The following is a 14624-nucleotide window of genomic DNA, read 5'->3' on the forward strand; positions in this document are numbered from 1 at the left end:
GTCGGCTACGGATTACTCGTGAATCTGCTTCCTCGGCATAATGTTGACCGTTTCATGCAGTTCTGACCATACCAGCACGGCTTCACCAGATTGTAGTTGGCGTTTGACGTCGGCGACTTTTTGTTCGAGCGAGCGTTCATGTTCACCATAATCGGTGCCTTCGCGCAAGACAAAGCTTTCAATCAGATTGTCCAGCGCGTCCGGGGAGATATCTTGCCAGGGGATGATCATGATGATGCCTCCAGATACGTTGTCAGCCAGTCCGGGATTCTGGATTCCAGCCACATCTCAGGACGGCGCACCGTACCGCCAATGAATCCGACGTGGCCGCCGTGTTCCGTCAGTTGATACTCTACCTGTGAGGGCAGATTTTCCGGTTTAGGGATCACGTGATGATCCATAAACGGATCGTCTTTGGCATGGATAATCAGTGTGGGTTTGGCAATCTGGTTGAGCAACGGCATAGCGCTACACTGGCGGTAATAGTCTATAGCATCGGCGAAACCATGGATTTTGGCGGTGATCAGATCGTCAAAATCGCGAATGCGACGCAGAGATTTCAACTGGCCCAGACTCACCGGCAGCGAGCCTGGATATGCCTCTAGCTTGCGCGAGGCATTGGCTTTCAACAGGTTTAGCAGGTAGCGCTGATAGACCCGGGAGAATCCCTTGTCCATATGGTAACTACAGGCTTCCAGCACGAAAGGCGCGGAAACGATAACCGCGGCATCAATTGGAATCTCAGTACCTTCTTTTGCCAGCAGGCAGGCCAGCATGTTTCCACCGAGCGAATAGCCTACCGCCGCGGTCGGCACGCGACCGAACTCACGTGCCAGCCAGTGTAAAAACCAGGTGCCATCTTCTGTCTCACCGGAGTGATAAATACGGTTCAGACGATTGGGTTCGCCGCTACAGCCGCGAAAATGCATCACCACGCTCAGCCAGCCGCGCTTTTGCGCTGCTTCAATCAAGCCATGTGCGTACGGGCTGTTCAGACTGCCTTCCAGACCGTGAAAAACCACCAGGCGCGGTTTATGTTTCGCCTGTTGCGGATCTTCACTCCATGCCAGATCGACAAAATCACCGTCGGGCAATTCCAGACGCTGCCAGTGGGCGTCGAACTTCACCTTGCGGCGAATTAAACGCGGCAGCATCGTCTGCAGATGGCGGTTACTGATACCGCGCATCGGACGGAATTCTCGTGAATCGTCGGTAGGTGGAGTTATTTCTGTGGACGTGATTTCAACCATAACACCAGAGCAATTAATAATCGGAAAGAATAACTATACCGCGCACAGCGCGTGCGGGTTAGCCAATATGTGATTTTGTCGCGAGTCAGTCAGCAGGCAATCATCGGCTATAGTGCCGGATGGCGGCTTCGCCTTATCCGGCACTCATGATTACTCGGCCAGCATCTGCTCAAGCTGTTCCTGAGCCTCCAGCCAGGCCATCTCGCACTCTTCCAGTCCGGATTTCGCACTGGCCTGCTGCTGCAAGCATGCCGTGAGTTCGGCTTTGCGGCTTTGGTCGTACAGTTCGCTATCGCCGAGTTTTTCTTCCGCCTGCGCCAGCTGTGCGTGTAGTTTCTCCATCTCTTTTTCCAGACGGGTAATCTCTTTACGTAGCGGTTGCGTCAGGGTGCGTAGTTCAGCTTCGCGACGCTTCTGGTCTTTACGTGCCTGGGCGCTGTTAACGCTCTCTTTTGCCGGTTCGTCGCTCTGGTTTTCCTGTTTTTGCACATCGCTCAGCCACTGCTGATAATCCTCAAGATCGCCATCAAACGGCTCGACTTTCTTGTCGTGCACCAGATAGAGGTCATCGGTAGTAGAGCGAATCAGGTGACGGTCGTGCGAGACCACAACCAGTGCGCCTTCGAAATCGATCAGCGCTTCGGTCAGCGCCTGACGCATATCCAAATCCAGGTGGTTGGTCGGTTCATCAAGCAGCAGCAGGTTCGGGCGCTGCCAGACGATCAATGCCAGCACCAGACGCGCTTTTTCACCACCGGAGAAGCGGCGAGTCTCTTCGCTGACTTTATCGCCCTGGAAGCCGAATCCGCCGAGGTAATCTCGCAGCTTCTGCTCCAGCTCCTGCGGCGCCATGCGCGCCAGGTGCTGAATAGGTGATTCATCGGCGCGTAAAAACTCCAGCTGGTGCTGTGCGAAGTAACCCAGCTTGATGCCTTTTGCCAGGCCAATCTCGCCGCTGATGGGGGCCAGTTCGCCGGCCAGCAGCTTAATCAACGTAGATTTACCCGCACCGTTGCGTCCGAGCAGGCCGATGCGAGACCCCGGTACCAGATTCAGTTTGATCGAATCGAGAATGACGCGGTCGCCGTAGCCGGCGCTGACCTTTTCCATCTTTAACAGCGGGTTCGGCAGGCTTTCCGGCTCGCGGAAGCTGAAGTGGAACGGGTTGTCCACGTGCGCAGGGGCAATCAGCTCCATACGTTCCAGCATTTTGATACGGCTCTGCGCCTGCTTTGCTTTGGTGGCTTTAGCGCGGAAACGATCGATATAGCTTTGCAGATGCGCCACGCGCTCCTGCTGGCTTTCGTACATTGCCTGCTGCTGTGCGAGGCGGGTCGCACGCTGGATTTCAAACGCGCTGTAGTTGCCGGTGTACTCGAACATCGTTTGCTGTTCGATATGAATAATTTTATCCACCACCGGGTCGAGGAAGTCGCGGTCGTGGGAGATCAAAATCAGTGTGCCCTGATAGCTTTTCAGCCATCTTTCCAGCCAGATCACCGCGTCGAGATCGAGGTGGTTGGTCGGTTCATCGAGCAGCAGCAGGTCTGAACGGCAAATCAGCGCCTGAGCCAGGTTGAGACGCATACGCCAGCCACCGGAGAAATCGCTGACGGGACGTTCAAGCTGTTCGTTGGAGAAGCCGAGGCCATGCAGCAGGCTGGCGGCGCGTGAGCGCACAGTCCAGGCGTCGATGGCATCCAGCTTGCCATGGACGGTGGCAATGGCGTGTCCATCGTTACGTTCGTTGGCATCGTTCAACTGTGCTTCCAGTTGACGATACTCGCGGTCGCCGTCAATCACATACTCCAACGCCGGCTGTGGCAACGCAGGCGTTTCCTGATTAACCCACGCGAGCTGCCAGTTTCCCGGATAGGTAAATCCTCCAGCGTCGGCGCTGAGTTCATTTTTCAGCAATGCCAGCAGGGTAGATTTACCGCAGCCATTTTTACCTACCAGGCCAACTTTCTGCCCTGGATTAATGGTGGCCGTGGCATTTTCCAGCAAGACGCGCACGCCGCGACGAATTTGTAACGATGAGAAAACAATCATAAGGCGCCGTATGTTCAGACTATGTTAATTTATCATTATGATAATGTAATGTGTGGGCCATTTGCCGCACCGAGGCGCAATGGTAGCCCAAAACGTCGAAAATAGACAAAAGACAAAACCGGGAGGGGGATGATGTTCCAGCCAGCGAAAGTCTTGCTGCTGTATGCCCATCCGGAATCTCAGGACTCGGTCGCGAACCGGGTACTGCTTAAACCGGCCATGCAGCTCAGCAATGTTACCGTGCACGACCTGTACGCGCACTATCCTGACTTTTTTATCGACATTCCGCATGAGCAGGCGCTGCTGCGCGAGCATGATGTGATTGTTTTTCAGCATCCGCTCTACACCTATAGCTGCCCGGCGTTGTTAAAGGAGTGGCTTGACCGCGTACTGAGCCGAGGATTTGCCAGCGGCCCCGGGGGGAATCAACTGGCGGGAAAGTACTGGCGGAGCGTTATCACTACCGGCGAGCCGGAAAGCGCCTACCGCTATGACGCGCTAAACCGTTATCCAATGAGCGATGTACTGCGCCCTTTTGAGCTAACGGCCGGTATGTGCCGCATGCACTGGATGAGCCCTATCATTGTCTACTGGGCCAGACGGCAAACGAAGCAGGAGCTGGACAGCCATGCGAAAGCTTATGGTGACTGGCTGGCGAATCCGATCCCTGTGGGAGGCCGCTGATGGAAGGTTCTGATTTATTGACTGCCGGTGTGTTGTTCCTCTTCGCGGCGGTGGCTGCCGTTCCTCTGGCCTCAAAACTGGGTATCGGTCCGGTGCTGGGTTACTTGCTGGCGGGGATTGCTATCGGCCCATGGGGATTAGGGTTCATCAGCGATGTGGATGAAATCTTACACTTTTCCGAACTGGGCGTAGTTTTTCTGATGTTCATCATTGGGCTGGAACTTAATCCGGCCAAACTGTGGCAATTGCGGCGTTCAATTTTTGGCGTCGGCGCCGCGCAGGTGATGCTAAGTGCGGTCGTGCTGGCAGGGCTACTGATGCTTACAGCGTTCTCCTGGCAGGCGGCAGTGGTTGGCGGCATTGGTCTGGCGATGTCATCGACTGCTATGGCGCTACAGTTGATGCGCGAAAAAGGCATGAATCGCAGTGAATCCGGACAACTGGGCTTTTCGGTGCTGCTGTTTCAGGATCTGGCGGTGATCCCCGCGTTGGCGCTGGTTCCGCTGCTGGCGGGGTCTGCTGACGAACATTTTGACTGGATCAAAGTGGGGATGAAGGTGCTGGCCTTTGCCGGCATGCTGATTGGCGGGCGCTATTTGCTGCGTCCGGTTTTCCGCTTTATTGCGGATTCTGGCGTGCGGGAAGTGTTCACCGCTGCCACGCTGCTGTTAGTGCTGGGTTCTGCTTTATTTATGGATGCGCTGGGTTTGTCGATGGCGCTGGGGACCTTTATCGCAGGTGTGCTGCTGGCGGAAAGCGAATACCGACATGAGCTGGAAACGGCAATCGATCCGTTTAAAGGCCTGTTGCTTGGCCTGTTTTTTATCTCCGTAGGTATGTCGCTTAACCTTGGCGTGCTCTATACCCATATTTTGTGGGTGGCGGCGAGCGTGATGGTGCTGGTGGTCGTAAAAATGCTGGTGCTGTATGTACTGGCGCGTCTTAACGGCATGAGAAGCTCAGAACGGATGCAGTTTGCCGGGGTTTTAAGTCAGGGCGGTGAATTCGCTTTCGTGCTGTTTTCAACGGCCTCTTCCCAACGGCTGTTTCAGGGTGACCAAATGGCGCTGTTGTTGGTGACCGTCACGCTGTCGATGATGACCACGCCGCTGGTGATGAAGTTGATTGATAAATGGCTCTCCCGCCAGTTTAACGGCACGGATGAAGAAGATGAAAAACCCTGGGTGGAAGATGATAAACCGCAGGTGATTGTGGTGGGTTTCGGGCGCTTTGGTCAGGTTATTGGTCGTCTGTTGATGGCCAATAAAATGCGTATTACCGTCCTGGAAAGAGATATCAGCGCAGTGAATTTAATGCGCAAATATGGCTATAAGGTCTATTACGGTGATGCCACGCAGGTGGATCTGTTGCGTTCTGCGGGTGCAGAAGCCGCACAGTCTATTGTTATTACCTGTAATGAACCTGAAGACACTATGAAGCTGGTGGCGCTGTGCCAACAGTATTTTCCGCATTTGCATATTCTTGCGCGTGCGCGCGGACGTGTAGAGGCGCATGAGTTATTACAGGCTGGTGTGACGCAATTTTCCCGCGAAACATTTTCCAGTGCGCTGGAGTTGGGGCGAAAAACGCTGGTTACGCTAGGGATGCATCCGCACCAGGCTCAGCGCGCTCAGCTGCATTTTCGGCGGCTGGATATGCGCATGTTGCGGGAACTGATCCCCATGCACACGGATACGGTACAAATCTCCCGAGCCAGGGAAGCCCGGCGCGAGCTTGAGGAGATTTTCCAACGAGAGATGCAGCAAGAGCGACGTCAGCTGGATGGCTGGGATGAATTTGAGTAGAGGTAACCATGGCAATTCGTAAACGTTTTATCGCAGGCGCAAAATGTCCGTCCTGCCAGGCGCAGGATACGCTGGCGATGTGGCGCGAAAATAATATCGATATTGTTGAGTGTGTTAAGTGCGGTCATCAGATGCGGGAAGCCGATAAAGAGGCGCGCGAGCACGTTCGCAAAGAAGAGCAAGTGATCGGGATTTTTCATCCGGACTAGCGATATGGCGCAGCTTTTTTTAAGCTAGAGGGTACACGGGTGCAGAATTCCGCTACAATCTGCGCCACTATTCTTTCCATGCTCAGGAGATATCATGAAAGTAGCAAAGGACCTGGTGGTCAGCCTGGCCTATCAGGTACGTACAGAAGACGGTGTGTTGGTTGATGAGTCTCCGGTGAGTGCACCGCTGGACTACCTGCATGGTCACGGTTCCCTGATTTCTGGCCTGGAAACAGCGCTGGACGGTCATGAAGTTGGCGACAAATTCGATGTTGCTGTTGGCGCAAACGACGCATACGGTCAGTACGACGAAAACCTGGTGCAGCGCGTTCCTAAAGACGTCTTCATGGGCGTTGACGAACTGCAGGTTGGCATGCGTTTCCTGGCTGAAACTGACCAGGGTCCAGTACCGGTAGAAATTACCGAAGTGGAAGACGACCACGTTGTGGTTGACGGTAACCACATGCTGGCTGGCCAGAATCTGAAATTCAACGTAGAAGTTGTCGCTATCCGCGAAGCGACCGAAGAAGAGCTGGCTCACGGCCACGTTCACGGTGCGCACGGTCACGACCACGATCATGACCACGGTCATGACGGTTGCTGCGGTGGTCACGGTCACGACCATGGTCACGAGCACGGTGGCGAAGGCTGCTGCGGCGGTGGCGGTAAAGGTAACGGCGGCGGTTGCGGTTGCCACTAATCGTTATTCGGCATAAAAAAAAAGCGGGAATTTCCCGCTTTTTTTATATCTCAATAATGTGGCGGCGGGGTCTCTTCAGACTGCGACGCGATGTGGGACGGCTGCGTGGCCTTGAGCTTCTCCGTCAATAAACGCAGATGGTCGCGGAGTTTTGCCATTTCCAGTTCATGCGCGGTCACCGTCACGTTGAGCTCTTCAATGGTTATCTCCTGAAATGCCAGGCGACTTTCCAGTTCAGCCAGGCGAGTTTCCATTGTTGTATCCTGCATGATTCACCTCTTTCTTTTTTCTCCGGCAGATCGCGGACTGCGGCGAATTCTACTTAACTTTGCCTGTTTGCACAGCACTCAATCTTCGGTCACGAAACTAATTTAAACAAAAAGAGTCTGAAAAGTGGTGATAATAGGGCGTGCCCGTATGTTGATTTGTTCTGCAACGCTTTATAGTACATTTTTATGTTAGCTAACCTTGGGGTGAGATGCCCCGGCCCTGGAGATATGGATGAAATCACTGTTTAAAGTAACGCTGCTGGCGACCACAATGGCTGTTGCTCTGCATGCCCCGATCACCTTCGCTGCTGACGCTGCGAAACCAGCCGCTACTGCTGACAGCAAAGCAGCATTCAAGAATGACGACCAAAAAGCCGCTTACGCGCTGGGCGCGTCCCTGGGTCGTTATATGGAAAACTCTCTGAAAGAGCAGGAAAAACTGGGCATCAAACTGGATAAAGATCAGCTGATCGCTGGCGTTCAGGATGCGTTTGCAGACAAGAGCAAACTGTCTGACCAGGAAATCGAACAAACTCTGCAGGCGTTTGAAGCACGCGTGAAGAGCTCCGCTCAGGCGAAAATGGAAAAAGACGCGGCTGACAATGAAGCCAAAGGTAAAGTTTACCGCGAGAAATTTGCTAAAGAGAAGGGCGTTAAAACCTCTTCTACTGGCCTGGTCTATAAAGTAGAGAAAGAAGGTACCGGCGCTGCACCGAAAGATAGCGATACCGTGGTAGTCAACTACAAAGGTACACTGATTGATGGTAAAGAGTTTGATAACTCTTATACCCGCGGTGAGCCGCTCTCTTTCCGTCTTGACGGTGTTATCCCAGGCTGGACCGAAGGCCTGAAAAACATCAAGAAAGGCGGCAAAATCCAGCTGGTTATCCCGCCGGATCTGGCTTACGGCAAAACCGGCGTACCGGGCATTCCGGCTAACTCTACGCTGGTCTTTGATGTTGAACTGTTAGACATCAAACCGGCACCGAAAGCCGATGCGCAGCCAGATGCTGCACCGGCAGCTAAAGCTGCGGACAGCAGCAAAAAGTAAGTAACCAGATACCGCCGCCCACAGGGCGGCGGTTTTTTATTATCGACAGGATATAATTAATACTGGAAAGCGCCTTGTGCGCTGTATTACTTTAGATGCCCCTATAATAGTGATGAGCCTGCCCTGACAACATAACGACAGGCTCCTGAAAAGGAGTGCTTTTTTTCATGTCCAGGTCGCTTTTAACCAACGAAACCAGTGAGCTAGATTTACTGGATCAACGTCCTTTCGATCAAACCGATTTCGATATCCTCAAATCCTACGAAGCGGTTGTGGACGGGTTGGCGATGCTCATTGGTTCCCATTGTGAAATCGTATTGCACTCTTTGCAGGATTTGAAATGCTCGGCCATCCGCATTGCTAACGGTGAACACACGGGCCGCAAAATTGGCTCGCCGATTACTGACCTTGCGTTGCGTATGCTGCATGATATGACGGGTGCGGATAGCAGCGTGTCGAAGTGTTACTTCACACGTGCGAAAAGCGGTGTCTTGATGAAGTCGGTGACGATTGCCATTCGCAACCGTGAGCATCGCGTGATTGGTCTGCTGTGCATCAACATGAACCTTGATGTTCCATTCTCGCAGATAATGAATACCTTTATCCCACCGGAAACCCCGGAAGTGGGTTCTGCCGTTAACTTCGCTTCTTCGGTGGAAGACCTGGTTACCCAAACGTTGGAATTCACGATTGAAGAAGTGAATGCCGATCGTAATGTTTCCAACAATGCCAAGAATCGCCAGATTGTCCTGAATCTGTATGAGAAAGGTATTTTCGATATTAAAGATGCCATTAACCAGGTCGCCGATCGGCTGAACATCTCCAAGCACACGGTTTACCTCTATATTCGTCAGTTCAAAAGCGGCGATTTCCAGGGGCAAGACAAGTAATGCGTTTTGCCATTATGGTGACGGGGCCAGCTTATGGCACGCAGCAGGCGAGCAGCGCGTTGCAATTTGCTCACGCGTTACTCAAAGAAGGGCATGAGCTATGCAGCGTCTTTTTCTATCGTGAAGGTGTGTATAACGCCAACTTCCTGACTTCACCTGCCAGTGATGAATATGATCTGGTGCGGGCCTGGCAACAACTGAACCAGCAGCATGGCGTGACGCTGAATATCTGCGTAGCTGCGGCGCTGCGTCGCGGCGTCGTTGATGAAACAGAAGCGAAGCGACTGGGACTGGCAGGGGCTAATTTACAATCAGGTTTTAACCTCAGCGGGCTGGGTTCGCTGGCTGAGGCATCCCTGACCTGCGATCGCGTGGTGCAGTTTTAATGAAACGTGTTGCTTTTGTCTTTTCTACCGTGCCGCATGGCAGTTCGTCTGGCCGCGAAGGGTTAGATGCCTTACTGGCGACATCGGCGTTAACGGAAGACCTCGGCGTATTTTTTATCGGCGATGGCGTTTTTCAAATCCTCCAGGGACAACAGCCGGATGTCGTGCTGGCTCGCGACTATATCGCAACCTTCAAGCTGTTAGGGGTGTACGATATCGATCAATGTTGGCTTTGTGCCGCCTCATTACGCGAGCGGGGCCTCCAGCAGGGGGGTAATTTTGTGGTCGATGCGACAGCGTTAGAACCGGAAGATTTACGCCGTGAGCTAGGCAACTATGACGTCATTTTAAGGTTTTGAGATACTCATGCTGCACACATTACATCGTTCCGCGTGGCTTACCGATTTCTCCTCTCTTCTTCGCCTGATTGATAAAGACGATGAACTTTTATTGCTTCAGGATGGCGTGACCGCGGCAATAGAAGGAAGCCGTTTCCTTGAAAGTCTGCAAAATGCCTCCATTAAGGTCTATGTACTGGAAGAAGACATTAAAGCTCGCGGCTTGGGTGGTCAAATTTCAGACAGTGTCGTCAGGGTTAGCTATACTGACTTCGTCAGACTTACGGTGAAGCATCCCAGCCAGATGTCCTGGTAATTGTGGGATCGTTGTATATTTCTTGACACCTTTTCGACACCGACCTAAAATTCTGCGTCCTCATATTGTATGAGGTCGTTTTATTACGTGTTTACGAAGCGAAAGCTACAACCAGGAGCTATTTAATGGCAACAGTTAACCAGCTGGTACGCAAACCACGCGCACGCAAAGTTGCAAAGAGCAACGTGCCTGCACTGGAAGCATGCCCGCAGAAGCGTGGCGTATGTACTCGTGTATATACTACCACTCCTAAAAAACCAAACTCCGCACTGCGTAAAGTATGCCGTGTGCGTTTGACTAACGGTTTTGAAGTGACTTCCTACATCGGTGGTGAAGGTCACAACCTGCAGGAGCACTCCGTGATCCTGATCCGTGGCGGTCGTGTAAAAGACCTCCCGGGTGTTCGTTACCACACCGTTCGCGGTGCGCTTGACTGCTCCGGCGTTAAAGACCGTAAGCAATCACGCTCCAAGTATGGCGTGAAACGTCCTAAGGCTTAATGGTTCTCCGTTAAGTAAGGCCAAACGTTTTATATTAATGTCAAACTAAACTCGTAGAGTTTTGGACAATCCTGAATTAACAACGGAGTATTCCCATGCCACGTCGTCGCGTCATTGGTCAGCGTAAAATTCTGCCGGATCCTAAGTTCGGATCAGAGCTGCTGGCTAAATTTGTAAATATCCTGATGGTAGATGGTAAAAAATCTACTGCAGAAACCATCGTATACAGCGCGCTGGAGACCCTGGCTCAGCGTTCTGGTAAAGATGGCCTGGAAGCTTTTGAAGTAGCCCTTGAAAACGTGCGTCCGACTGTCGAAGTTAAGTCTCGCCGCGTTGGTGGTTCTACTTATCAGGTTCCAGTTGAAGTCCGTCCGGTTCGCCGTAATGCCCTGGCAATGCGTTGGATCGTTGAAGCTGCTCGTAAACGCGGTGATAAATCCATGGCTCTGCGCCTGGCGAACGAACTTTCTGATGCTGCAGAAAACAAAGGTACTGCAGTTAAGAAACGTGAAGACGTTCACCGTATGGCAGAAGCCAACAAGGCGTTCGCACACTACCGTTGGTAATCCCTTCGGAGTTTTAGTCACCAGGCGGGCGCTTCTAGTAAGCAGCCCGCTTTGGGCTACTTAAATTGAACGCCTAAAAGATAAACGAGGAATCAAATGGCTCGTACAACACCCATCGCGCGCTACCGTAACATCGGTATCAGTGCGCACATCGACGCCGGTAAAACCACTACTACCGAACGTATTCTGTTCTACACCGGTGTAAACCATAAAATCGGTGAAGTTCATGACGGCGCAGCCACCATGGACTGGATGGAACAGGAGCAGGAGCGTGGTATTACTATCACCTCCGCAGCGACTACTGCATTCTGGTCTGGTATGGCTAAGCAGTATGAACCGCATCGCGTAAACATCATCGACACCCCGGGGCACGTTGACTTCACTATCGAAGTAGAACGTTCCATGCGTGTGCTTGATGGTGCAGTAATGGTTTACTGCGCAGTTGGTGGTGTTCAGCCTCAGTCTGAAACCGTATGGCGTCAGGCAAACAAATATAAAGTTCCACGCATTGCGTTCGTTAACAAAATGGACCGTATGGGTGCGAACTTCCTGAAAGTTGTTGGTCAGATCAAAACCCGTCTGGGCGCGAACCCTGTTCCGCTGCAGTTGGCGATTGGCGCTGAAGAAGCGTTCACCGGTGTTGTTGACCTGGTGAAAATGAAAGCCATCAACTGGAACGAAGAAGATGCAGGCGTAACCTTCACTTATGAAGATATCCCGGCTGACATGCAGGAACTGGCTGAAGAATGGCACCAGAACCTGATCGAGTCCGCTGCGGAAGCTTCAGAAGAGCTGATGGAGAAATACCTGGGTGGTGAAGAACTGACTGAAGAAGAGATCAAAAAAGCTCTGCGTCAGCGCGTTCTGAACAACGAAATCATCCTGGTAACCTGTGGTTCTGCGTTCAAGAACAAAGGTGTTCAGGCGATGCTGGATGCGGTAATTGATTACCTGCCATCCCCAGTCGACGTACCTGCGATCAACGGTATTCTGGACGACGGTAAAGATACTCCGGCTGAGCGTCATGCTAGCGATGAAGAGCCGTTTGCTGCTCTGGCATTCAAAATCGCTACCGACCCGTTCGTGGGTAACCTGACCTTCTTCCGCGTGTACTCTGGTGTGGTTAACTCCGGTGACACCATCCTGAACTCAGTGAAAACTGCACGCGAGCGTTTTGGCCGTATCGTACAGATGCACGCTAACAAACGTGAAGAGATCAAAGAAGTTCGCGCGGGCGATATCGCTGCTGCTATCGGTCTGAAAGACGTGACCACTGGTGACACTCTGTGTGACCCGGATCACCCGATCATTCTGGAGCGTATGGAATTCCCTGAGCCGGTAATCTCCATCGCGGTAGAACCGAAAACCAAAGCTGACCAGGAAAAAATGGGTCTGGCTCTGGGCCGTCTGGCTAAAGAAGACCCGTCATTCCGCGTTTGGACTGACGAAGAATCTAACCAGACCATTATCGCCGGTATGGGTGAGCTGCACCTCGACATCATCGTTGACCGTATGAAGCGTGAATTCAACGTTGAAGCGAACGTCGGTAAACCTCAGGTTGCTTACCGTGAAGCGATTCGCGCGAAAGTTACCGATATCGAAGGTAAACACGCTAAGCAGTCTGGTGGTCGCGGTCAGTACGGTCATGTTGTTATCGACATGTACCCGCTGGAGCCGGGTTCAAACCCGAAAGGCTACGAGTTCATCAACGACATCAAAGGTGGTGTAATTCCTGGCGAATACATCCCGGCCGTTGATAAAGGCATCCAGGAACAGCTGAAATCTGGCCCGCTGGCTGGTTACCCGGTTGTTGATCTGGGCGTGCGTCTGCACTTCGGTTCTTACCATGACGTTGACTCCTCTGAGCTGGCGTTTAAACTGGCCGCTTCTATCGCCTTCAAAGATGGCTTTAAGAAAGCGAAACCAGTTCTGCTTGAGCCTATCATGAAGGTTGAAGTAGAGACTCCGGAAGAGAACACCGGTGACGTAATCGGTGACTTGAGCCGCCGTCGTGGTATGCTTCGTGGTCAGGAATCCAACGTCACTGGCGTTGTTATCCATGCTGAAGTTCCGCTGTCTGAAATGTTCGGATATGCAACCCAGCTGCGTTCTCTGACCAAAGGCCGTGCTTCTTACTCCATGGAGTTCCTGAAGTACGACGATGCGCCGAACAACGTTGCTCAGGCCGTTATTGAAGCCCGTGGTAAATAAGCCACAGGATTAAAACCTAAGTCCCGTGCTCTCTCCCCAGGGGAGAGCACTATAGTAAGGAATATAGCCGTGTCTAAAGAAAAATTTGAACGTACAAAACCGCACGTTAACGTCGGCACCATCGGCCACGTTGACCACGGTAAAACTACCCTGACCGCTGCAATCACTACCGTACTGGCTAAAACCTACGGCGGTGCTGCTCGTGCATTCGACCAGATCGATAACGCGCCGGAAGAAAAAGCTCGTGGTATCACCATCAACACTTCTCACGTTGAATATGACACCCCGACTCGCCACTACGCACACGTAGACTGCCCGGGCCACGCCGACTATGTTAAAAACATGATCACCGGTGCTGCGCAGATGGACGGCGCGATCCTGGTTGTTGCTGCGACTGACGGCCCGATGCCGCAGACTCGTGAGCACATCCTGCTGGGTCGTCAGGTAGGCGTTCCGTACATCATCGTGTTCCTGAACAAATGCGACATGGTTGATGACGAAGAGCTGCTGGAACTGGTAGAAATGGAAGTTCGTGAACTTCTGTCTCAGTACGATTTCCCGGGCGACGACACTCCGATCGTTCGTGGTTCTGCTCTGAAAGCGCTGGAAGGCGAAGCAGAGTGGGAAGCGAAAATCATCGAACTGGCTGGCTTCCTGGATTCTTACATCCCAGAACCAGAGCGTGCGATTGACAAGCCGTTCCTGCTGCCTATCGAAGACGTATTCTCCATCTCCGGTCGTGGTACCGTTGTTACCGGTCGTGTAGAGCGCGGTATCATCAAAGTTGGTGAAGAAGTTGAAATCGTTGGTATCAAAGAGACTGCTAAGTCTACCTGTACTGGCGTTGAAATGTTCCGCAAACTGCTGGACGAAGGCCGTGCTGGTGAGAACGTTGGTGTTCTGCTGCGTGGTATCAAACGTGAAGAAATCGAACGTGGTCAGGTACTGGCTAAGCCGGGCTCTATCAAGCCGCACACCAAGTTCGAATCTGAAGTGTACATTCTGTCCAAAGACGAAGGCGGCCGTCATACTCCGTTCTTCAAAGGCTACCGTCCGCAGTTCTACTTCCGTACTACTGACGTGACTGGTACCATCGAACTGCCGGAAGGCGTTGAGATGGTAATGCCGGGCGACAACATCAAAATGGTTGTTACCCTGATCCACCCAATCGCGATGGACGACGGTCTGCGTTTCGCAATCCGTGAAGGCGGCCGTACTGTTGGTGCGGGCGTTGTTGCTAAAGTAATGAGCTAATTATTGATTAATTAGCTTTGAGCTTAAAAAGGGCGCTTCGGCGCCCTTTTTGCTGTCCGCTATTTAGCGGTTGTCATATTTATTCGCATTTTTCATTCATTCTCCCGCTGCGTAAATAGCGTTGTGCTATTGTAATCATAACT

General features: G+C 52.4%; 17 protein-coding genes. 13 read left to right on the forward strand and 4 right to left on the reverse strand.

Annotated features, from left to right (window positions below; all coding sequences use genetic code 11):
• Window positions 1-12: 12 nt before the first annotated feature.
• The 3 genes from HVZ39_RS01695 to HVZ39_RS01705 form a co-directional block, all read right to left on the reverse strand.
• Window positions 13-231, reverse strand: a complete 219-nt coding sequence (locus HVZ39_RS01695) for a YheU family protein (protein ID WP_003023615.1) — start codon at window positions 229-231, stop codon at window positions 13-15.
• Window positions 228-1250 carry a hydrolase gene (locus HVZ39_RS01700; protein ID WP_181633161.1) on the reverse strand — a complete coding sequence of 341 codons (1023 nt, stop codon included), beginning with the start codon at window positions 1248-1250 and terminating at the stop codon, window positions 228-230. Before HVZ39_RS01700 ends, HVZ39_RS01695 begins: the two co-directional genes overlap by 4 nt.
• A gap of 150 nt (window positions 1251-1400) precedes the next feature.
• Window positions 1401-3302 carry an ABC transporter ATP-binding protein gene (locus HVZ39_RS01705; RefSeq protein ID WP_047358155.1) on the reverse strand — a complete coding sequence of 634 codons (1902 nt, stop codon included), beginning with the start codon at window positions 3300-3302 and terminating at the stop codon, window positions 1401-1403.
• Window positions 3303-3434: 132 nt separating this feature from the next.
• Here HVZ39_RS01705 and kefG point away from each other — a divergent pair, with 132 nt between their 5' ends.
• The 4 genes from kefG to slyD all read left to right on the forward strand — a co-directional run bounded on the left by kefG (window position 3435) and on the right by slyD (window position 6700).
• Window positions 3435-3986, forward strand: a complete 552-nt coding sequence (gene kefG, locus HVZ39_RS01710) for a glutathione-regulated potassium-efflux system ancillary protein KefG (RefSeq protein WP_003023629.1) — start codon at window positions 3435-3437, stop codon at window positions 3984-3986.
• Window positions 3986-5791 (forward strand): glutathione-regulated potassium-efflux system protein KefB, encoded by a 1806-nt coding sequence (gene kefB, locus HVZ39_RS01715; RefSeq protein ID WP_047358154.1) that lies wholly within the window; start codon window positions 3986-3988, stop codon window positions 5789-5791. The genes kefG and kefB overlap by 1 nt, the downstream gene beginning before the upstream one ends.
• 8 nt (window positions 5792-5799) lie before the next feature.
• A complete protein-coding gene (locus HVZ39_RS01720) occupies window positions 5800-6000 on the forward strand; it encodes a YheV family putative zinc ribbon protein (protein WP_016154768.1) in 201 nt (66 codons plus the stop codon).
• 94 nt (window positions 6001-6094) lie between these two features.
• Entirely contained in the window at window positions 6095-6700 is a 606-nt protein-coding gene (slyD, locus tag HVZ39_RS01725; protein WP_003023634.1) for a peptidylprolyl isomerase, read from the forward strand.
• A gap of 50 nt (window positions 6701-6750) precedes the next feature.
• Here the strand turns inward: slyD and HVZ39_RS01730 are convergent, their stop codons facing one another.
• Window positions 6751-6969, reverse strand: coding sequence for a protein SlyX (locus HVZ39_RS01730; protein ID WP_003023639.1), 219 nt, complete (start codon window positions 6967-6969; stop codon window positions 6751-6753).
• A gap of 232 nt (window positions 6970-7201) precedes the next feature.
• Here HVZ39_RS01730 and fkpA point away from each other — a divergent pair, with 232 nt between their 5' ends.
• From fkpA to tuf, 9 genes are all read left to right on the forward strand, one after another.
• Window positions 7202-8020 carry an FKBP-type peptidyl-prolyl cis-trans isomerase gene (gene fkpA, locus HVZ39_RS01735; protein WP_016154767.1) on the forward strand — a complete coding sequence of 273 codons (819 nt, stop codon included), beginning with the start codon at window positions 7202-7204 and terminating at the stop codon, window positions 8018-8020.
• Window positions 8021-8187: 167 nt separating this feature from the next.
• The gene (locus HVZ39_RS01740) at window positions 8188-8910 is read left to right on the forward strand and encodes a transcriptional regulator (RefSeq protein WP_003023643.1); all 723 of its coding nucleotides are present in this window, start codon (window positions 8188-8190) and stop codon (window positions 8908-8910) included.
• Window positions 8910-9296 carry a sulfurtransferase complex subunit TusD gene (gene tusD, locus HVZ39_RS01745; RefSeq protein WP_016154766.1) on the forward strand — a complete coding sequence of 129 codons (387 nt, stop codon included), beginning with the start codon at window positions 8910-8912 and terminating at the stop codon, window positions 9294-9296. Before HVZ39_RS01740 ends, tusD begins: the two co-directional genes overlap by 1 nt.
• Window positions 9296-9655, forward strand: a complete 360-nt coding sequence (gene tusC, locus HVZ39_RS01750; protein ID WP_181633162.1) for a sulfurtransferase complex subunit TusC — start codon at window positions 9296-9298, stop codon at window positions 9653-9655. Before tusD ends, tusC begins: the two co-directional genes overlap by 1 nt.
• Before the next feature lie 7 nt (window positions 9656-9662).
• Complete coding sequence (gene tusB / locus HVZ39_RS01755) at window positions 9663-9950, forward strand: sulfurtransferase complex subunit TusB (RefSeq protein WP_016157620.1); 288 nt, start codon at window positions 9663-9665, stop codon at window positions 9948-9950.
• 125 nt (window positions 9951-10075) lie between these two features.
• On the forward strand, window positions 10076-10450 hold the full coding sequence (rpsL, locus tag HVZ39_RS01760) for a 30S ribosomal protein S12 (protein WP_003023654.1): 375 nt from the start codon (window positions 10076-10078) through the stop codon (window positions 10448-10450).
• Window positions 10451-10545: 95 nt separating this feature from the next.
• Complete coding sequence (gene rpsG, locus HVZ39_RS01765) at window positions 10546-11016, forward strand: 30S ribosomal protein S7 (RefSeq protein ID WP_016154763.1); 471 nt, start codon at window positions 10546-10548, stop codon at window positions 11014-11016.
• A gap of 96 nt (window positions 11017-11112) precedes the next feature.
• Window positions 11113-13227, forward strand: coding sequence for an elongation factor G (gene fusA / locus HVZ39_RS01770; RefSeq protein ID WP_016154762.1), 2115 nt, complete (start codon window positions 11113-11115; stop codon window positions 13225-13227).
• Between the two features lie 69 nt (window positions 13228-13296).
• On the forward strand, window positions 13297-14481 hold the full coding sequence (gene tuf / locus HVZ39_RS01775) for an elongation factor Tu (protein ID WP_003031109.1): 1185 nt from the start codon (window positions 13297-13299) through the stop codon (window positions 14479-14481).
• Window positions 14482-14624: the final 143 nt, after the last annotated feature.

It is taken from the genome of Citrobacter sp. RHB35-C21, from assembly GCF_013816515.1.
Taxonomy (GTDB): Bacteria; Pseudomonadota; Gammaproteobacteria; order Enterobacterales; family Enterobacteriaceae; genus Citrobacter; species Citrobacter braakii.